Origin of the sequence: Shewanella marinintestina, from assembly GCF_023283845.1 — a bacterium.
In the GTDB taxonomy this organism is placed as follows: Bacteria; Pseudomonadota; Gammaproteobacteria; order Enterobacterales; family Shewanellaceae; genus Shewanella; species Shewanella marinintestina.
In genome coordinates, this window is sequence record NZ_JAKILC010000002.1 from 150,338 (window position 1) to 169,971 (window position 19,634).

Annotated in this window: 19 protein-coding genes; 10 read left to right on the forward strand and 9 right to left on the reverse strand. The window is 43.1% G+C overall.

Going from position 1 to position 19,634, the window contains the following annotated elements; translation table 11 throughout:
• Positions 1 to 60: 60 nt before the first annotated feature.
• Positions 61 to 876: a prolipoprotein diacylglyceryl transferase gene (lgt, locus tag L2747_RS03010; protein ID WP_371986276.1), complete on the reverse strand. Its 816-nt coding sequence runs from the start codon at positions 874 to 876 to the stop codon at positions 61 to 63.
• Positions 877 to 1,128: 252 nt separating this feature from the next.
• Between lgt and L2747_RS03015 the strand changes: the two genes are divergently transcribed.
• From L2747_RS03015 to nhaD, 3 genes are all read left to right on the forward strand, one after another.
• Positions 1,129 to 2,148 carry an aspartate carbamoyltransferase gene (locus L2747_RS03015; RefSeq protein ID WP_248997626.1) on the forward strand — a complete coding sequence of 340 codons (1,020 nt, stop codon included), beginning with the start codon at positions 1,129 to 1,131 and terminating at the stop codon, positions 2,146 to 2,148.
• A 26-nt stretch (positions 2,149 to 2,174) separates the two neighbouring features.
• On the forward strand, positions 2,175 to 3,464 hold the full coding sequence (hemL, locus tag L2747_RS03020; RefSeq protein WP_248997627.1) for a glutamate-1-semialdehyde 2,1-aminomutase: 1,290 nt from the start codon (positions 2,175 to 2,177) through the stop codon (positions 3,462 to 3,464).
• A gap of 550 nt (positions 3,465 to 4,014) precedes the next feature.
• Positions 4,015 to 5,262 carry a sodium:proton antiporter NhaD gene (nhaD, locus tag L2747_RS03025; RefSeq protein ID WP_220782777.1) on the forward strand — a complete coding sequence of 416 codons (1,248 nt, stop codon included), beginning with the start codon at positions 4,015 to 4,017 and terminating at the stop codon, positions 5,260 to 5,262.
• Positions 5,263 to 5,353: 91 nt separating this feature from the next.
• On the opposite strand, the gene L2747_RS03030 is transcribed toward nhaD, so the two are convergent.
• A complete protein-coding gene (locus tag L2747_RS03030) occupies positions 5,354 to 6,421 on the reverse strand; it encodes a general secretion pathway protein GspB (RefSeq protein WP_248997628.1) in 1,068 nt (355 codons plus the stop codon).
• Positions 6,421 to 8,034, reverse strand: a complete 1,614-nt coding sequence (locus tag L2747_RS03035; protein ID WP_248997629.1) for an ExeA family protein — start codon at positions 8,032 to 8,034, stop codon at positions 6,421 to 6,423. Before L2747_RS03035 ends, L2747_RS03030 begins: the two co-directional genes overlap by 1 nt.
• Before the next feature lie 438 nt (positions 8,035 to 8,472).
• Between L2747_RS03035 and L2747_RS03040 the strand changes: the two genes are divergently transcribed.
• Entirely contained in the window at positions 8,473 to 9,702 is a 1,230-nt protein-coding gene (locus tag L2747_RS03040; RefSeq protein ID WP_248997630.1) for a multifunctional CCA addition/repair protein, read from the forward strand.
• Between the two features lie 225 nt (positions 9,703 to 9,927).
• Positions 9,928 to 10,194 (forward strand): Lpp/OprI family alanine-zipper lipoprotein, encoded by a 267-nt coding sequence (locus L2747_RS03045; RefSeq protein ID WP_220782781.1) that lies wholly within the window; start codon positions 9,928 to 9,930, stop codon positions 10,192 to 10,194.
• A gap of 261 nt (positions 10,195 to 10,455) precedes the next feature.
• On the opposite strand, the gene L2747_RS03050 is transcribed toward L2747_RS03045, so the two are convergent.
• The 5 genes from L2747_RS03050 to folB are packed head-to-tail and all read right to left on the reverse strand — an operon-like array spanning position 10,456 to position 13,961.
• Positions 10,456 to 11,355: a L,D-transpeptidase family protein gene (locus L2747_RS03050; protein WP_248997631.1), complete on the reverse strand. Its 900-nt coding sequence runs from the start codon at positions 11,353 to 11,355 to the stop codon at positions 10,456 to 10,458.
• Positions 11,356 to 11,407: 52 nt separating this feature from the next.
• Positions 11,408 to 12,241 (reverse strand): putative RNA methyltransferase, encoded by an 834-nt coding sequence (locus tag L2747_RS03055; RefSeq protein WP_248997632.1) that lies wholly within the window; start codon positions 12,239 to 12,241, stop codon positions 11,408 to 11,410.
• Between the two features lie 50 nt (positions 12,242 to 12,291).
• A complete protein-coding gene (locus L2747_RS03060) occupies positions 12,292 to 13,092 on the reverse strand; it encodes an undecaprenyl-diphosphate phosphatase (protein ID WP_248997633.1) in 801 nt (266 codons plus the stop codon).
• A 23-nt stretch (positions 13,093 to 13,115) separates the two neighbouring features.
• Positions 13,116 to 13,607, reverse strand: a complete 492-nt coding sequence (gene folK / locus L2747_RS03065) for a 2-amino-4-hydroxy-6-hydroxymethyldihydropteridine diphosphokinase (protein ID WP_248997634.1) — start codon at positions 13,605 to 13,607, stop codon at positions 13,116 to 13,118.
• Entirely contained in the window at positions 13,608 to 13,961 is a 354-nt protein-coding gene (gene folB, locus L2747_RS03070) for a dihydroneopterin aldolase (RefSeq protein ID WP_248997635.1), read from the reverse strand.
• A gap of 311 nt (positions 13,962 to 14,272) precedes the next feature.
• On the opposite strand from folB, the gene plsY reads away from it, so the two are divergent.
• Positions 14,273 to 14,884, forward strand: coding sequence for a glycerol-3-phosphate 1-O-acyltransferase PlsY (plsY, locus tag L2747_RS03075; protein WP_283107153.1), 612 nt, complete (start codon positions 14,273 to 14,275; stop codon positions 14,882 to 14,884).
• Between the two features lie 254 nt (positions 14,885 to 15,138).
• Positions 15,139 to 15,762 carry a 2OG-Fe(II) oxygenase gene (locus L2747_RS03080; RefSeq protein WP_248997636.1) on the forward strand — a complete coding sequence of 208 codons (624 nt, stop codon included), beginning with the start codon at positions 15,139 to 15,141 and terminating at the stop codon, positions 15,760 to 15,762.
• Positions 15,763 to 15,832: 70 nt separating this feature from the next.
• Here the strand turns inward: L2747_RS03080 and tsaD are convergent, their stop codons facing one another.
• Positions 15,833 to 16,849 (reverse strand): tRNA (adenosine(37)-N6)-threonylcarbamoyltransferase complex transferase subunit TsaD, encoded by a 1,017-nt coding sequence (gene tsaD / locus L2747_RS03085; protein ID WP_248997637.1) that lies wholly within the window; start codon positions 16,847 to 16,849, stop codon positions 15,833 to 15,835.
• 228 nt (positions 16,850 to 17,077) lie between these two features.
• Between tsaD and rpsU the strand changes: the two genes are divergently transcribed.
• From rpsU to dnaG, 3 genes are all read left to right on the forward strand, one after another.
• Entirely contained in the window at positions 17,078 to 17,293 is a 216-nt protein-coding gene (gene rpsU, locus L2747_RS03090) for a 30S ribosomal protein S21 (RefSeq protein ID WP_006080725.1), read from the forward strand.
• A gap of 7 nt (positions 17,294 to 17,300) precedes the next feature.
• Positions 17,301 to 17,744 carry a GatB/YqeY domain-containing protein gene (locus L2747_RS03095; protein ID WP_220765702.1) on the forward strand — a complete coding sequence of 148 codons (444 nt, stop codon included), beginning with the start codon at positions 17,301 to 17,303 and terminating at the stop codon, positions 17,742 to 17,744.
• Positions 17,745 to 17,881: 137 nt separating this feature from the next.
• Positions 17,882 to 19,609 (forward strand): DNA primase, encoded by a 1,728-nt coding sequence (gene dnaG / locus L2747_RS03100; protein ID WP_248997638.1) that lies wholly within the window; start codon positions 17,882 to 17,884, stop codon positions 19,607 to 19,609.
• The last annotated feature ends 25 nt before the right edge of the window (positions 19,610 to 19,634 follow it).

Consider the following 19,634-nt stretch of genomic DNA (forward strand, 5'->3'; position numbering starts at 1 on the left):
CACATAAAAAAAGCCGTAAACATTAAGTTTACGGCTTTCATTTAGTACAGCTGAATTTAGTTAAGCTTTCGGTTTTCTCACATAAGGCAAAACCAGTAGCACCACACCCACGACTAAGAAAGGAATACTCAGTAGCTGACCTGCGCTAAACGTCCATGCATCGGCGTACACAGCTTGCTTGACCTTCACCATCTCAATTAAGAAACGCGCACTAAATACTAGCACTAGGAATAATCCAAAAATCGCGCCGTGCTTTTGCTTCATATCAGTCAACTTATAGATAGCCCAAAGCAAGGCAAAAATTGATAAGTAAGCAATGGCTTCATACAGCTGTGCAGGGTGGCGCGGCAGCATATCGACACGCTCAAATACAATCGCCCAAGGTACAGTGCTCGGTAAACCTAAAATCTCTGAGTTAACAAAGTTAGCCATACGAACAAAGAAGCCAAATATTGCCGTGGCAATCGCTAAACGATCCAGTAAGAACAAGAAAGGCAACTTCACCTGGCGCTGATAATAGTACAGCGCTAAAATTGCGCCTAAACCACCGCCATGACTGGCAAGACCGCCTTCCCAGATAGCTAAAATTTTCAGAGGATGACTCAAGTAATACGCTGGGTCATAAAACAAACAATGGGCTAAACGCGCGCCAACGATAATGCCCACCACACAATACATCAGCAGATTATCAAGCGACTCTACCGGTAGGTTTTCTTTAATATAAATGCGTTTCATCACCTGAAAGCCTGACGCAATCGCCAGTGCAAACAAAATGCCGTACCAATGTACCGTGAGCCCCATTACACTTATCGCGATAGGGTCAATATTCCAAATAAAATGGTCCAAACTAAGCCTTCCAAATATATTGTTGTGCATTGAAAATATGATAACTCATGCGCATTTTTACGCTTCAACAAGCTGTTTGGCAAGGTTTTCGCTAGATTTGCCGCAACAGAATGTTTCAAGGCACCGTGATAAGTCAAAAATCTACATAATTTAATCCATTGTTCTGTACTTGTGATATTTATCTGCCTATTAGATTCTGCTATAGTGCCGCCTCAGCCACCCTACATAAATTTGGGCTATAGCGTCGCTATACCGCCCCTCAGAAATTGGAAATATAGGCTGATGACTCAGTTTCAAGGTTCGCACATTCTGTCGGTAAACCAACTTGATTTGGAAGCCGTTGAAAAAGTTTTCTCCGTTGCTACTCGCATGACTCCCTATGCTTTAAGACAAAAACGTACCACTGTTTTAGACGGTGCAGTTTTAGGCAACCTATTTTTCGAACCGAGTACCCGTACTCGCGTCAGCTTTGCTAGTGCTTTTAACCTACTTGGCGGTCGCGTTAACGAAACCGTTGGCATGGCATCATCGTCACTATCAAAAGGCGAATCGCTTTACGATACTGCCCGCGTGCTCTCTAGCTACTCTGATGTCATTGCTATGCGTCACCCAGACTCTTTCTCGGTGAGTGAATTTGCTAAAGGTAGCCGCGTGCCAGTTATCAACGGCGGAGATGGTGCTAACGAGCATCCTACTCAAGCACTTTTAGACCTGTTTACCATTCAAAAAGAACTGGCAGCAGGCGGTCGTGACATAAGCGGCATGAATATCGCCATGGTAGGCGATTTGAAATTTGGCCGCACCGTACACTCGCTTTCTCGCCTGTTATGCATGTATAAAGATGTCAGCTTCACACTCGTATCACCAAAAGAGCTAGCAATGCCTGACTCTGTGATCAATGACATTGAAAATGCTGGCCATAAGATCACAATAACAGACCAACTTGAAGGCAATTTAGATCGCGCTGATATACTCTATCTGACGCGTATTCAAGAAGAACGCTTCCCCTCTCAAGAAGAAGCGAACAAATACCGTGGTAAGTTCCGTTTAAACCAAAGTATTTATACACAGCATTGCAAATCAAACACTGTGATCATGCATCCATTGCCACGAGATTCTCGTGAACAAGCAAACGAATTGGATAACGATCTTAACGACCATCCAAATTTGGCTATCTTTAGACAAGCCGATAATGGTCTGTTAATCCGCATGGCGCTGTTTGCACTGACGTTAGGTGTTGACTCTCAACTTGAGCAGTACGAACGCCCTGTTAATTGGTATTCTCGAAAAGCTGATTTTTAAATCGGCTACAAATTTAAGGATTAAAAATGACTCGTTCTGACGAACTATTTGAACAAGCTAAAAAGACCATCCCAGGTGGCGTAAACTCTCCAGTACGTGCATTTTCTGGTGTAGGTGGATCACCTCGCTTTATCGAAAAAGCTGATGGCGCTTATATTTTTGACGCAGATGGCAAAAAGTATATCGACTACGTAGGTTCTTGGGGCCCAATGATTTTAGGCCACAATCACCCTAAAATTCGTCAAGCGGTATTAACTGCTGTTGAAAATGGCCTATCTTTTGGCGCACCAACTGAACTTGAAATCACTATGGCTGAGAAAGTCATCGAGATGGTTCCTTCAATTGAACAAGTTCGTATGGTGAGTTCAGGTACTGAAGCCACCATGAGTGCTATCCGTTTAGCACGTGGCTTCACTAGCCGTGACAAAATTCTTAAGTTTGAAGGCTGCTACCACGGCCACGCTGACTGCCTACTAGTAAAAGCAGGTTCTGGCGCACTAACTCTGGGTCAGCCAAGCTCTCCAGGTATTCCTGAAGATTTCGCTAAGCACACGCTAACAGCAACTTACAACGATCTAGATTCAGTTAAGGCTATCTTCGAGCAATACCCAGAAGCTATCTCTTGTATCATCATCGAGCCTGTTGCTGGTAACATGAACTGTATCCCGCCAATCGACGGTTTCTTACAAGGTCTTCGTGCTATCTGTGATCAGTACGGCGCACTAATGATTATCGACGAAGTAATGACAGGTTTCCGCGTTTCTAAGAGCGGCGCACAAGGTCACTACGGCGTCACGCCTGATCTAACAACACTGGGTAAAGTTATCGGTGGCGGTATGCCAGTGGGTGCTTTCGGTGGTCGTAAAGATGTGATGCAGTTTATTGCACCAACGGGCCCGGTATACCAAGCAGGTACGCTGTCTGGTAACCCAATTGCGATGTCTGCTGGTCTTGCACAGATGGAAGCGCTTTGTGAAGAAGGTGTTTACGAGCAACTAGCAGCTAAGACTGAGTATATTGCAGAAGGCTTTAAAGCTGCGGCTAATAAGCACGGCATTCCAATGGCAATCAACTACGTTGGTGGCATGTTCGGTTTCTTCTTCACTGACGAAGAAACTGTGACTAATTTTGCTCAAGTGACTAAGTGTGACACTGCGCTGTTTGCTGAGTTCTACCACCTAATGCTAGACGAAGGTGTTTACCTTGCTCCTAGCGCTTATGAAGCAGGTTTCTTATCACTTGCTCATGGTGAAGAAGAGCTTGAGGCAACACTAGCAGCTGCTGATCGCGTATTTGCCAAGCTTGCTAAAGCATAATTACGCTTAAGCATTCGCTTACACGTAATGGCTTAGTTAATAGCTAAACATCAAAGGAACACTCATTAGTGTTCCTTTTTTATATCTGTAACGCCCGTCAATGCAAAGGGGATGCGCTCGTTTAACTTCCCTTTCCTCTTCATCTTCATCTTCAACGCTTTCCGCGCTGCCACAGGAAAATAGGTGGAATACCTTACGCTACACGGTTAACGATAAGTTTCACTAAAAAAACTCTTAGAACAGCATAAATATCCTATTCAAATGATGCCGCATGTCCAGCAAAGACAACCGCAAAATTAGTAAAAACTAAACAATGACAGTTATTATCCCTATTTAGGTTGTAGAATTTAGTTTATATCGCTAAATACCCATAAAACCACCACAACACAGGTCACATTACACGAAAAAGTTAGAGGTAAGTATTAGTTGCCTTATGCTTTTCACTATGGTCTGATCGCCCCCGCTTCACCCACAAACCTTAAAATAAACTTAAATTGGCGACCCAACATAAGTTTAGGTACGTCATAACATCACCAATGTGAGTAGCCCTATGTTGTACGCATTTTTGATTTCACTCGCAGTACTGGCTTTATTAAGTATTGTGTTTGAAGAGGTCACCCACCTCAATAAAGCAAAAACCACGCTGTTTTTTGGCTGTATTTCCTGGATAGCCTTGTTTATGGCAGCTGGCGACCCAAGCCATGAAAAGCTCGTCGAACACCAACTCAATGAAAACCTGTTAGAGATAGCAACTCTTTGGCTGTTTTTAATGTCAACAATGACTTTTGTGGCCTACCTTAATGCCAAGGGCATGATTCAAATCTTGGTGCAAAAGCTGTTTCCTCAGCGTGTATCTGTACGTATGTTGATGATACAAGTCGCGATGTTTTCGCTGGTCTTATCGGCTATTTGTGACAATGTCACTGCAACCTTAGTCTCTCTTGGCTTACTCACGACGTTTAAACTCGATAAGCACATACGTAGGCGTATGGCCGTACTTATTATCTTTGCCGTTAACTCTGGCGGCGTTGCTTTGATTACAGGTGATGTCACCACCTTAATGATTTTCCTTGGCGGTCATGTCGGTATGTCAGAATTGCTCATGCTATTTGTGCCAGCGGCCATCAGCGTCATGCTCTTAGCCTTGCTGTTTTCGTTAAAAGCTGAGGGGCAAGTCAGTACCAGCCCTATCACTAAGCAAGTGCGATCGGTTGATATACTCATTGCGGTGATCTTCTTTACCACTATCGTCATGACGATGGCTCTCAATATCCTATTTGGTATTCCACCAGTTTTAACCTTTTTAACCGGCCTTTCAGTGATGTTTTTAGTTGGACATACGACTAGAAGTGATAAAGAAGAGCTGCAAATCCTTGAGTATATTCGCCAGGTCGAGTACGACACACTGCTATTTTTCTTAGGTATTTTACTGCTAGTTGGCATGCTTAAAGAAATAGGTACGCTAGATTTACTCGCCCAAGTTTACGCTCAGTATGATCCCAACATTTCGAATTTTGTTGCTGGTATTGGCTCGGCGCTGCTAGATAATGTGCCACTGACTGCCGCGCTATTAAAAGCAGAGCCAGTGCTCAACACGCCTGAATGGTTAGGTTTAACTTATGCCGTAGGCGTTGGTGGTTCACTGTTAGTGATTGGCTCTGCGGCTGGGATTATTGCCATGAGCAAAGTGAAAGAATTGACCTTTGTCAGCTACCTTAAATATGTACCAGCACTTAGCCTTTGCTACACAGTCGGTTATGGGCTAACACTGTTTTTGGCTTACTATTTATATAATTAATTGCTATTCGTCAGAATGATAAAAACAAAAAGGCCTAACGTGAGTTAGGCCTTTTTGTTAATGCTGCACATTGTTTTATATGCGCGTTACTCTAGATTGCAGGTACTTTAAATTCAGTACCTTGAATCGCTAGCACCACATCTCTTGGCCTTATTTCAACAATAGTCAATTTACCTTGAATACTGTCGCCCTCTTGCAACTCTGCCCCATCAACATTTAACCAACGGTTATCAGCCACACTTGAATAAACATGAGCATTGATATTGAATTCTGGTACTTGTAGCTGCAACCCTGCTGGTAATTGACCATATTTAGGGATAGCGTCAGACTTAGGTGTTGTAGGAATAGGATCCAGCTTCGCTTCCGTCACTGGTGTTTCTACCGATTTTTCTCGCTCTACATCTTTTAAAGCCGCCTCGAACGCTGCCAGCAGATTATTGTTAGGATCGGGCTCATTTGTTTTCAGTCCCACTTCATTGGCGGCGTACTCAACTTCGTATTTCAAAGAGTCGAGTAAATCGTTACCGCGCTTATTGCTATTGGCCCCTAAAATTATCGGCTCATCATCATTACTATAACGATTATTATCTTCTACGACGGTATTAACTTGCTGCTTTATCGCCGTCTGTGGAAATTCTTGTTCAACACTTTCTTGTGCGTTGAGTAAGGCTGCCATTAATGGGTTGTCTAACGCCTCATCAGAATTATTACTGATGTAATTAGCCGCTTCAGGTTGAGTAAAGTTAGCTCTTGAATTAGCCCCAGCATTAAAGCCTGAGCGACCACTCACTTGCAGCGCAGCCTGTGGTGCTAGCGTCTGCGTGACCGGTAAGGCGACTTTACCCGCTAAGCGCACCCCTTCTATAGGTGCTTTTTGAGTAGAACTATTTTGACTACTGCTGTTTTGGCTAATGCTAGCCGGAGCGGCATGTTCATCAATAGACGAGACTTGCTCAGTTATAGGATAAAGTACTTTACTTACTAGCCAAGCCGCTAAAACCATTAATAGTAATGCAAGCACGAAAAGCGCCGCAAATTTAACGCCTCCACTTGTTGCCTGTTTCGCTTTATATGGCGCTCTTGGCGTTAACACTACATCATGAGTTATGGCTTGAGACTGTTGTTTATCTCGCGTCACAGCATCGAGTAAAATCGACATTAATACAACCTCTTGCTTTGACCTAGGCGCGGGCCAGCCTCACTCAAGTACAAATTCAGCTGTATTAACGTTTGTGAGCCAGCAATGCCATCAGCAATTAATCCATGCTGACGCTGAAACGCCTTAAGCTTTTGCTCAAGTTCAGTGTCGAAATGGTCCACTAACCGTGGCGCGCTATCGGTCACCCGCGCTAAACTATTTTCTAACCACTGTACTTGGGCTTGATTCGCCGATTGACCAATCTCTTTGGGTTGATTTCGTGGCGCCTGCCACAATATTTCAAACGTACCGGTAAAGTGTCGATTAAACCAATCGCGGCTAACCCATAGTTGCTGCTCATTAAGTTGCAGTAGCACTTGTTCGCCTTGTCTAGATATCAAGGTGCCATAGAAAGCTTGTTGGTTATCATCGGCGAGATAAACCACTGCAGGGTAATTTAGCCGTACCAATGAGTGCCAATTACCTTGCTGCTGAAAACAATCTAAGCCTTGCTGCTGCGCAGACTGACAAGCTGATAGACCGATATAGGGTACTTTACCCCACAAGCCCAAAATACTGGCATAAGCGCTATCAATATCTCGACTTTGAGAAATCGCATTATTCAGCACTCGCTGGCTACTGCTTAATTTTTGGCTTTCCACTTTGGCCTGAGCATTCACTTGAGCCGCTGGCTCTGTTTTCGATACTGTTTTTGCAGTATTCACTGCCTGATTATTTTGCGGCAGAAACAGGTATAAGGCAGCGCCAAAAGTCAAAGCTAATGATGCCGCTATTGCCACGGGCTTTAATACATTGTTTTGTTTTGGTTCTTCACCTAACACTTCAGCTGATGCTAGGCGTATCATTTTGTTATCAATCGGCACTTTCGATTGGGCGTAACTCGCCATTAACGCGCGTTCGCATAATAGATTTATCAGGCGGGGAATACCGCCGCTGTATTTGTGTAACGCCTTAATCGCACTCTTATGAAATAGCGGCTCATGACGCCCAGCGACTTGCAGACGATGCTGCACATACAGCGCTACCTCTTCTATGGTTAATGGCAACAAATGGTATCGCGCTGTAATGCGTTGCGCCAATTGACGAAGCTCTTGGCGCTTAAGCAATTGCTGTAATTCAGGCTGACCAATCAAGATCACCTGCAGCAGCTTTTTAGTGTCTGTTTCTAGATTTGTCAGCAATCTTAGCTGTTCTAGCACTTCAGCCCTAAGATGCTGTGCCTCATCAATAATCAATACCGTGTTACGATCTTTACTGTGATTTTCAAGTAAGAATTTACTGATTAAATCCGTTAATTGTTTAAGACTTGGATCCTCGCCATAAACAATCCCGAGCTCATCGCATAAGGTCGCAAGCAGCTCCGACTCTGTTAGCGATGGATTAAGAATAAACGCGGTATCTGTATTATCTGGCAGCTGTTTTAATAGGCAGCGCGATACAGTGGTTTTACCTGTACCCACTTCTCCGGTTAACAATACAAAACCGCCGGTTTCACCTAGCCCATAAGTTAGATGTGCCAGCGCTTCTCTATGGCGATCACTTAAAAACAAATAGTGAGGATTTGGTGCAATAGAAAACGGATTGTCATTTAAGCCAAAGAAAGCCTTATACATGCGAGCTTTTATCCTTTTAAAACCATGCAAAACTTACCTCGATTTTGGGTAAGCACTTTAATACGCTAGTCACACTATACCACTGCCGTAGTGTTAAACACGGGTTAGGCATAATATTAACTAAATTGCTAAAACTAACGCTAGAGCTTTAAATACACTATTAATAGCCAATACGCAGCTCACGTTAAAGCTAAGAGCAATGCTTGTCAAAATTTGCCGCCACTAAATAAGCTTTAGCGCACATAATACCGCTTAACATAAAGCCGTGATTAACACTGTTTTTGAGCCTCGCTGTTATAGTATCAAAGCTGCATTAATTTAATGCAGCTTTGACCATAATGCGGGTAAATATGGTGATGTTGAACAAAACATAAATGCCCAAAGCAAAAACTCGAACCATGTTACAATCACAACCCTGTTATGTAAGTGAGCAATCTTGTGAAAATTTACCTCGTTGGCGGCGCTGTCCGCGATAAATTACTTAACCTTGAAGTGAAAGATCATGACTATATGGTTGTCGGTGCAACGCCTGAGCAGATGCTGGCTAAAGGATTTACTCAAGTAGGCAAAGATTTCCCGGTATTTCTACACCCAAAGACAAGCCAAGAATATGCCCTTGCGCGCACTGAGCGTAAAACTGCGAAAGGTTATGGCGGCTTCAGCGTGGATGCAGCCCCCGATGTCACCTTGGAGCAAGATTTACTTCGCCGTGATCTCACGATAAATGCTATTGCACAAGATGATGCGGGTAACCTATATGATCCTTACCAAGGTATTGTCGATCTTGAAAAGCGTCTACTCAGGCATGTATCAGATGCATTTATCGAAGATCCGCTTCGAGTTTTACGCGTTGCCCGTTTTGCAGCACGCTTTCACTCTTTAGGTTTCAAGGTTGCGCCAGAGACGATGGCATTAATGACTCAGCTTAGCGAAAGTGGTGAGCTAGAAGCATTAACGGCTGAACGTGTTTATGTCGAACTCAATAAAGCGTTATCCACTGATGCCCCGCAAATCTTTTTTGAAGTTTTGAGACAATGCGGTGCGTTAGCGGTTCTATTCCCCGAAATCGAAGCATTATTTGGTGTACCGCAACCAGAGAAGTGGCACCCAGAAATCGATACGGGCGTGCATACATTAATGGTACTAGAGCAAACCGCGAAGCTCAGCAAAGATAACTCTGTGCGCTTTGCCGCTTTAGTCCATGACCTAGGTAAAGCTCTAAGTCCAAAAGAGCATCTGCCAAAGCATCACGGCCACGGGCAAAAAGGCTTACCGTTAATCAAAGCACTATGTACACGCTTTAGAGTACCTAATGACTACCTAGATTTAGCGCTTTTGGTTAGCGATCAACATCAAAATATTCATAAAATCACCGAACTCAGAGCAGACACCATAGTAAAACTGTTTGATAAAGCTGATTTTTGGCGCAAACCCCAACGTCTTGAACAGCTCTTATTGGCCTGTGAAGCAGATAGTAAAGGTCGCAAAGGACTTGAATTGAGTCCTTACCCACAAGCTGCCTATCTAAAAAGCTGTTTTTCTGCAGCCTCAGCGGTTGCAGTTCAATCTATCATTGCACAAGGCTTTAAAGGCGCGGACATCCGTACGCAACTCAATATAGCTAGAATAGCTGCAGTCCAAGAGATTAAAGAGTTACGAGGCATTTAGACTAAATAAAAAACATAATAAGTTCACATTTATGAACTAAGATTATACATACCTTGTTCACGGTTTATTTGCACTTAACTTGCAATTGCTCAAATTTTCACTAAGTTATTCAGAGCTTAGCGTTAAAAGGCATAGCAAAATTTTTTCTCTGTGACATAATTAACGAGTTCAGTTGTGATGTGCAGCTGTGCTTATTTAAACCAACCTATATAAAGGGAATTCCCGATGAATAAAAAAGTACTTATGATTGCTGGTGTAGCAATGACTGCCCTTCTAGGTGGCTGTGCAAACACTACTGCTCTTGAAGAAAGCGTTGCAAACCTAGGTAACAAAGTTGACCAGCTTTCAGCTGAAGTTAGCTCTCTAAAATCAGATCACGGTAAACTGTCTGCAGACATCAACGATGCTAAAGCAGCAGCTATGGACGCACAAGCAGAAGCTCAGCGTGCTAACGACCGTATCGACAACGTAGCATCTTCTTACAAGAAGTAATTACGTTTAGGAGCTTTACCTGCTTTTAAGCAGGTTAGATCCAAAGGCTTGGTTTCGAGTATTACACTTGACCAAGCCTTAAATTTATCTGCTATCAGCGTTGTTAATCTGCTAAACAACGTCTCTATTTACCTTTACTACATTATCCGTAAATATAAACATCACATTCTATGAGCTCACTCCGTAAACTTGCAGACACAAAAAAGCGCCCACTAAGGACGCCTTTAAACAGTATTTGAATCTGTATTTAGCGATTAATAATTAGCTTTGAATATTTACAGGGATCCCTGCTTGGCTAAGTAAAGCGTCATTAGCTTTAGAGTAATCCACTTCATCTTTACCGATAAACTCAACCACACCACGTTTCATTTCACGAACAGTATTATCGCCACCATCAGCGGTAGATAAAGGTGAATGTACCTCTATAAGCTGACGACCATCAGGCTCAGTTGAGGTTTTAACGGTTTCATTAATGATAGTGACCTGCTCGCCGTACTTAACTTTATCAAACAACCATTCAATATCATCTGGATTTAGGCGGATACAGCCCGCACTTACGCGCATACCAATACCAAAATCCTTATTGGTGCCATGAATTAGGTAACTACCATCCCCATAAGAAAGCTGTATTGCAAACTTACCCAATGGATTATCTGGGCCAGCGGGAACAACTCTAGGAAGTACCTCTCCACGTTCTTCTAAGTGCTCTTTACGAATGCTCGCAGGTGGTGTCCAACTTGGGTTAGGAATGCGTGACTTAATCTTAGTGACCATTTCAGGTGTTTCACGACCAACCCGGCCAATACCAACCGGGAAAACATGCACTTCTTTACCGCCTTTAGGAAAGTAATATAAGCGCAGCTCTGCCAAGTTAATCACCACGCCTTTTCGCGGCACATCAGGGAGCAACATTTGCGTAGGGATCAACAAGGTCGTTCCCGGTGTTGGTAAAAATGGATCGACACCGGGATTAGACTGCATCAATTCCAAAATACCAATATTGTATTGCTTTGAAATTGTCTGGAAATAATCGCCCTTTTGCACCACATGTTGCTGTAGCTCACCAACGAGGCGACTACCATCTTGAGCAATAGGATAAACATTAGCAAAAGATGCCAGTGGCAAAAACGCTAAGATGAACAACAGCAAATTACGCATCATCAGTTTTCGATTTCCATTTAGTTGAATAAGCAAAGGTTACCCCGTGCGCAAATTATTTTCTAGTCATCACGTTAATAACAAAGTCGACTTCTAATGTATCGAACTGAGCGTGCTGGATATCATGTCTCACTTTGTCATTTGCTCGCCATGCATAAGGAGTCATCTCAAGCAAAGCAATCGCTTGCTCTCCAGACACGCTTACTGACAACGATATACGTTCACTATGTAACAAGGTTAGCTCTTTCGGTAAATTGTCGCTAACAGGCTTTTCAGATAGATCTGGGTAGATAAATTCACGTATTTGCCATAAATGTCTTGGACCAGCTGCAACCTGCAGTAACACGCCATCTTGCTTTAACACTCGGGTCAGTTCTTTACCTTTTAATTGCTTATCAATCAATGTCACTAAATCAAAGCTATCATTAGCAAAAGGTAAATGCTTAAGTGTTGATACAATGTAGGTTGGGCTACTCTCAGCTTTAGCTGCCGCGAATATCGCATTTTCAGCCTCACAAATTCCCGTTTGGCTTAATGCTAACTCTGGTTTTAACTCGGCTAAAATCCCTTTAATCGTCCGCAGGAAGTAACCATCACCACAATCATAGTCAAGTTGCGATAGTGCCTTTGCCGAGGTCACCAGTGGTAGATCTGCAATCACCTTCGCAATAGCTTGCGCTAACGGAATATAAATTCCTGACTCCAAAACATAACGCTTAGCGCGCATCACTGCACGTGAATCCGCTTTTGGCTTTTTCGGTTGGCTAAATACCCAGTAGCCATGTTCGTTAATGTCAAAATGGTGCTTGTTTTCGCAATGTAACCCTTTTGACTCTTCATGCACCTTAAATGGTGACTGACATACAGGGCAAAGATAAATACTATTCATATCGTGCTCATCATTAGCTTGATAACTAAAACGTTAAAGGAGTGGTCTATTTAAAGAAAAATAAGACCACACAACACCACACCTAATGCTAGGCGATAAATAACAAATGGTGTCATTCCCATCTTACTAATGATCTTTAAGAAATAATGGATACAGATGTAGGCTGCTAAAAACGAAACCACAATCCCTAAGCCTAACGCTTGATAATCGATAGCTTGACCACTTTCTAGTAAGTCCTTAGTCACCAATATTGCAGCACCGAGGCTGACAGGCACGGACATTAAAAATGAAAAGCGTGCAGCTGCCTCACGTGTTAAGCCTAACATTAGTGCTGCTGTAATGGTCGCTCCTGAGCGAGATGTACCAGGGATCAGTGCCATAGCCTGTGCAATACCGATGATGAGAGCCTTTTTCCAACCCACTTGAAACTCGTTAAAACCTTGGCGCTGCATTCTATCTGCCCACCAAAGTAATAAACCAAAGATAATTGTGGTAGCAGCTATGACTTCCATATTACGCAAATGCGTAGAAATAAAATCTTTTGCAGTAAAGCCCACAATAACCGCTGGGATAGTCGCTAAGATAATCCACCAAGCTAGTTTGCTTTCTTCAGTTTGTTTACGGCTAGCAATACTGCCAGTCCATGCGGTAAACATAGAGAATAGTTCGCGACGAAAATACATCACTACAGCTAATAGCGAACCGGTATTTACAGCAACATCAAATGATAAACCTTGATCTTCCCAGCCTAAAATTTGCGCGGGTAAAATAAGGTGTGCAGAACTAGAAATCGGTAAAAACTCGGTGAGGCCCTGAATTAGAGCCAATATAATCACCTGAAAGGTATCCATAACTATCCTAAATTAATATGGGTTTAAGCAGACCAATTAAATTCAACTGGCCATAGGGATTGCTGTTGCTTGTCATAATTATTCCAAAGGGTTTGGTACGACTGATTAACAACAGGGTGCAGCAAAGATGGGGCGACTTCCGCTAATGGCCATAATACAAAGGCATTATAAAGAATTTCAGCCCGAGGTAGTTCTATCGGCTGCGAACTGACAATGTCGTCATACAGCAATAGATCTAAATCTAACGTTCTTGGGGCAAACTTTTTAGCGCCTTTTACTCGGCCGTGATCTTGCTCAATCTGCTTAAAGGTACTGACCACCTCAGCGATTGATAGCTCTGTTTCGGCAGCAACAACCATATTTAAAAAGTTAGTGCCGTCAAAGCCGACCGCTTCACTTTCAAATACAGACGACAGTTCCAATTGTTCAAAATGATAATCAAGATCAGTTAAAGCAGCCTTAAGGTGACGCTCTGGCTCAATATTACTGCCAAGGCTAATAAAAATCTTAGCCATCTATGCGTGACCTCGCTCAATCTCAACACCAACCGCGGACGCTGTAGGCACTGCACCAGGCTTCATCACTTTGACTTTAACCCAAGGCACATTAAATTCAGCCATCACATAAGTTGCGATCATTTCTGCCACAGTTTCAATCAACTCGATAGGCTTTTCGGTAATTAAAGCCGTTAATTTATTTGAGACCGTTTCATAACAAAGGGCATGTTGGTAATCATCACTAGCCGCTGCAGGACGGTTATCCCAAGCCATATCTAAATCAATAAGCAAACTCTGGTGAATTTGCTTTTCCCACTCATAGACCCCGATTACGGTTTCAATTCTAAGCTCTCTAATCAGTACTTTATCCATGATTTCTCCAAAACTCTAATCCATGACACTGAGGTCTGATAAGCTAAAACGGACAAAAGGGATATAATCCGCCGCAAAGCTAAATAATACGCTAACGCTCTTTATAACGAGACCAAAGCAAAGTAGGATAAGCCTCGCTATATAAAGATTAATAAAAAGTTGTCGCTTTTAGAGCAAGGCTGCTAATAAAGTATTTCCGACAGCATTTTATGTACTCATTATGCGTTTAATTGTTCGGTAACGAACCAAGCACAATAAGCACATTCTTTTATGTGGCGCGATAATACCCTAAGACGGATAAGGAAACCAATTTGACCATAACAGTACTCACCATAGTCATGATTTTGGCCGCATATTTTGCAGGCTCAATATCCAGTGCTGTTCTGGTGTGTAAAATGCGTGGCCTTCCTGATCCTCGTAGCCAAGGTTCAGGTAATCCTGGCGCCACTAACGTTTTACGTATTGGTGGTGCTAGCTCAGCCGCTTTGGTACTGTTTTTTGATATGCTAAAAGGTGCAGCGCCAGCATATTTAGCTTTTAGGTTAGGTGTCGACCCAATCGCTCTTGGGATAATTGCTATTGCAGCCTGTCTTGGACATATTTTCCCCATATTCTTTAGCTTTAAAGGCGGTAAAGGCGTGGCAACCGCATTTGGCGCGATGGCTCCCATTGGTCCTGATTTAGCTCTTTGTTTAATGGGCTCTTGGATCGTCATCGCTTTAGTCACGCGTTATTCATCATTTGCAGCTATTTGCACCGCGTTACTTGCCCCAGTTTATACTTGGTGGCTTGACGACAGGTTCACCATTCCTGTCACCATGTTGTCAGCACTAATTGTTATTCGCCATAAAGATAACATTAAGCGCTTAATTCGCGGTGAAGAGTCTAAAGTATCGCGAAAAAAACACTCTAAAATACCGTAAAACGTTAACCTTTCACCCTAGCTACACGCGAAAATAGCTTACAGCTATTACTCAGCAGCTTTACCTAAACACAACCTTGGCAACAGCGGTTTTTAATTAGATTGCTTTTTCGTTATCCCAGTCTATAATCGCGCCGATTCTTACTGGAGATAGATCAAACAAATATCTCCTTCTGACACTACCTCGAATACAGTGCCTACTCAGGCCTGCCAGTACAGCTATCGTGTTTGCTCCCTTTTTCCGAGTACAAAGTTATGCTTCCACAACTAAGTGAAGCTGTGATGGATACTATTGCTGATGCATTGGTTGAAACCGGCTATATCGTGCTGTCCAACACCTTGCCTGCAACTGTTTGCGAACAGTTATTACAAACCTCTAAAAATGCAACTTGGGATGATTTTCGCCCTGCAGCCATTGGCCGTGGCGGTGAGCAACAATTTGTAGAGAGTATTCGTAGCGACCAGATCCGCTGGTTAACAGAGCAACGTCCTGCCGATAAACAATATTTAGATCTAATGACTCAACTGCGCGAAGGCATGAATAAGCGCTTATTTATGGGATTATTTGATTTTGAAAGCCACTATGCTATTTACGAGCCCGGCGCTTTTTATCAAAAGCATTCAGATGTATTGCAGGGTACCCGAAACCGTATCCTGACCTCTGTGTTATTTCTAAACCATGACTGGCAGCCAGAGCATGCTGGTGAACTGGTAGTTTACGATAAGGCCGATAATAAGCTTGAAACCATTACGCCTGAATTTGGTAAATGGGTGGTGTTTTTAAGCGAGCACTTCCCTCATGAAGTACTGCCTACTACAGTTAATCGTTATAGCATCGCTGGCTGGTTCCGCGTCAGTAATGCTAACCATGGTTTTTAACTAGTACACCTTATTCAGAATATAAAACGGCGCTCTAGAGCGCCGTTTTCAAAATCTAATTGTGCAGACTTTAATCTACTGGCTCTAGTGTGTCTAACGGCCATCTTGGCTGTCCTTTAACCGCTAAATCTTCAGTTTGTCCAGCTTTTAAACGCTGTAGGCCCGCATAAGCAATCATCGCTCCGTTATCGGTACAAAACTCTCCACGCGGATAATAAACCTTACCACCTAAGCCTTGCATCATTTCGGCTAAAGACGAACGTAAGCGGGTGTTAGCACTAACACCGCCTGCAATCACAAGATTCTTATAACCCGTTTGCTTAAGTGCTCGCTTACATTTAATTGCTAAAGTATCGACAACCGCTTCTTCGAATGCGCAAGCTATATTCGCGCGAGTTTGATCATCTTTAGGCTCTGCTGCAATGGTATTTGCCGCGAATGTTTTAAGGCCTGAGAAACTCATATTTAGCCCAGGTTTATCCGTCATCGGACGAGGGAAACGGTAACTATTTGGCACGCCTTTAGCGGCGAGTTTTGATAGTCTTGGTCCGCCTGGGTAATCAAGCCCCATAAGCTTAGCCGTTTTATCAAATGCTTCACCTGCTGCGTCATCAACAGATTCACCCAATACTTCATAACGACCAATACCTTCGACACCAACGATCATCGAGTGACCACCAGAAACTAACAAAGCAAGAAACGGAAATGCTGGCACATCGTCTTCTAGCATTGGCGCAAGTAGATGTCCTTCCATATGGTGTACACCTATCGCTGGCTTATCCCAAGAAAAAGCTAAAGCGCGACCAACACAAGCACCTACGAGCAATGCACCAATAAGACCCGGACCTTTGGTATAAGCGATACCATCAAGATCATCAATAGTCATACCCGCATCAGCAAGTGCTTGGCGTATTAAAGGCACAATCTTGCGAACATGGTCTCGTGATGCAAGTTCTGGCACGACTCCACCATAGTCAGCATGCAATTTAACCTGACTATAAAGCGCATGCGATAGCAGGCCCTTTTCATCATCATAAACTGCAATACCTGTTTCATCACAGGATGTTTCTATACCTAAAACCCGCATTATTTCTCGTCTTCGGTTGACATAATTACCGCTAATTCTACCTGCTGTGCTTTAATTACTCCATAGCGCTGTTGCGGTCTGCGGATAATATCGCCGATATTGACACATTCTGATCGCTATAAGGGGTTTACAAGAGGGTCTAAGTCGGTATAGAATTCCGCACCATTTTTAAATTATCTGAGTCAAGTAATTGTCTCAATACAACCTACACCTAAGGGGTGATGGCGTATGCCAATTATTAAAGTACGTGAAAACGAACCATTCGACGTAGCTCTACGTCGTTTCAAGCGCTCTTGTGAAAAAGCTGGTATCCTAGCTGACGTTCGCGCTCGTGAATTCTACGAGAAGCCAACTACTGCACGTAAGCGTGCTAAAGCCGCTGCAGTTAAGCGTCTTGCTAAGAAGCTTTCTCGCGAAAACGCACGTCGCGTACGTTTATACTAATCTCATTATGAGCCTAGTTGATCAGCTAAAAGACCAAATGAAAGAAGCCATGCGCGCGAAAGAAAAGCTGCGTTTGGGGACTATTCGTATGGCACTAGCCGCCGTTAAGCAGGTCGAAGTGGACACCCGCGAGACTCTGACTAACGACCAAGCTATAGCGGTCTTAACCAAAATGGTAAAACAGCGTCGTGACTCTATTGCTCAATATGAAGCAGCAGGTCGTGACGAGCTAGCACAAATTGAAGCAGATGAAATTCTAGTTTTAGAAAAATTTCTGCCTCAACCGCTTTCTGAAGAGGAAGTGATTGCGTTAGTTGATGCAAGCATCGTTGAGATGGGCGCGTCCACCATGGCGGATATGGGTAAAGTAATGGGAGCTTTAAAACCAAAAGTTATGGGTAGAGCTGACATGGCGGCAATTGGCGCTATGATCCGTGCAAAACTTAAGTAACTTTAGTTTTATTGCATGAATGAGCCGTGCTTCTGCGCGGCTTGTTTGTTTTAGAAATTCCCTAATTTTATTTTCGAAATTCCTGATTTCACGTAATTTTTGATTTCACGTAATAAAGGCGGCATTTAACAACACTAATGGCGATACCTCGTGATTTTATTAATGAGCTAGTAGCTCGCACTGATATTGTCGACTTAATCGACCCTAAAGTGCCCCTGAAGAAGGCGGGTAAAAATCACTCTGCCTGTTGTCCTTTTCATAGCGAAAAATCTCCCTCTTTTACAGTTAGCAGAGACAAACAGTTTTATCATTGTTTTGGCTGCGGCGCGCACGGCAACGTTATCGACTTTGTCATGGAATATGACAGACTCGACTTTGTTGATGCCATTGAAGAACTCGCTGGACAACTGGGACTTGAAGTTCCACGGGAACAAGGCACTGGCAAACCACGCGACCAAGAACTCAGTCGCGACTTATATCAGTTAATGGAAGAAGCCAGTAACTTCTTTCAAAATCAGCTTAGACAGCACACTGACAAACAAAAAGTCCTTGATTACCTTGAGCATCGAGGCCTTTCAAAAGAAGTGGTTGAACACTTCAATATCGGTTTTGCACCCGACGGTTGGGATGGCTTACTAAGTCGTTACCGCCAGAACCAAGATTCGCAAGATAAGCTACTCACCGCCGGTATGGTTATTGAGAATGATAGCGGTAAACGCTATGACAGATTCCGTGACCGACTCATGTTTCCTATTCGCGATAGACGCGGACGAGTCATTGGCTTTGGTGGCCGAGTTTTAGGAGAAGGTACGCCAAAGTACTTGAATTCTCCAGAAACGCCCATATTTCATAAAGGCAATGAACTTTACGGTCTTTACGAATTAAAGCAACGCCATAAAAATCCAGAAAAAGTCTTAATTGTTGAAGGCTATATGGACGTAGTTGCACTGGCACAATTTGACGTTGACTATGCTGTCGCTTCGCTAGGAACGTCAACCACAGCTGATCAATTCCAGCTATTACTACGTAGTGCAAAAGAAGTCATCTGTTGTTACGACGGTGACAAAGCGGGTAAAGCCGCTGCCTGGCGAGCGTTAGAAACCGCCTTGCCTTTACTAAAGCCTGGTAATCAAGTTCGCTTTATGTTCCTCCCAGAAGGAGAGGATCCTGACTCTTTGGTTAGGAAAATAGGCAAAGATGCCTTTGAAAAGATGTATGACGAAGCAAGTACGCTTGAGTCTTTTCTTTTTTCAAATCTTATTTTGATACACGGCACAGATGAGGGAGCTCTTGCTAAAGATGCAATCTCGTATATAGAAAAAGTACAAGATACGATTCTTCAAGATGTACTACTGAAGAACCTAGCTTACAAATTAAAGAAAAACAATGTACTCGAATTAAAACGAGACATTTTTATAAATACGAATGCGGCTTCTAATCAAGCCAATAATAAAGCGTTGAAAGGACGTGGTACTCCATTGCGATTAGCCATTGCATTGTTGGTACAGCACCCACGTTTAGGTGAGAACTTACCTGAACAACCAGCGCTAAAACATATACAGATGGCCGGCATTGACTTGCTGACCCTTGTATTAGATTTAACTCGCGGACAAGTGATAAGCAGCGCACAACTACTTGAACAGTTTAGGGGCGATAACCAATTCAGCACCCTAAAAAAACTGACCCAATGGGATCATCAAGTGGCGGATGAAAACTTGCTTCAAAAGTTAAAGGAAACACTCGTTTGGTTAAACAACCAGTATCTTGAACAACGTTATCAAGAACTGAGTATGAAGAAGAACCTAACGAAAGAAGAGCGGTTACAGCTTAGTAAGCTAATTTCAGTGATTAAAAACAAGGCTTAATTAAAAATTCAGCCTCAAAAGTAAA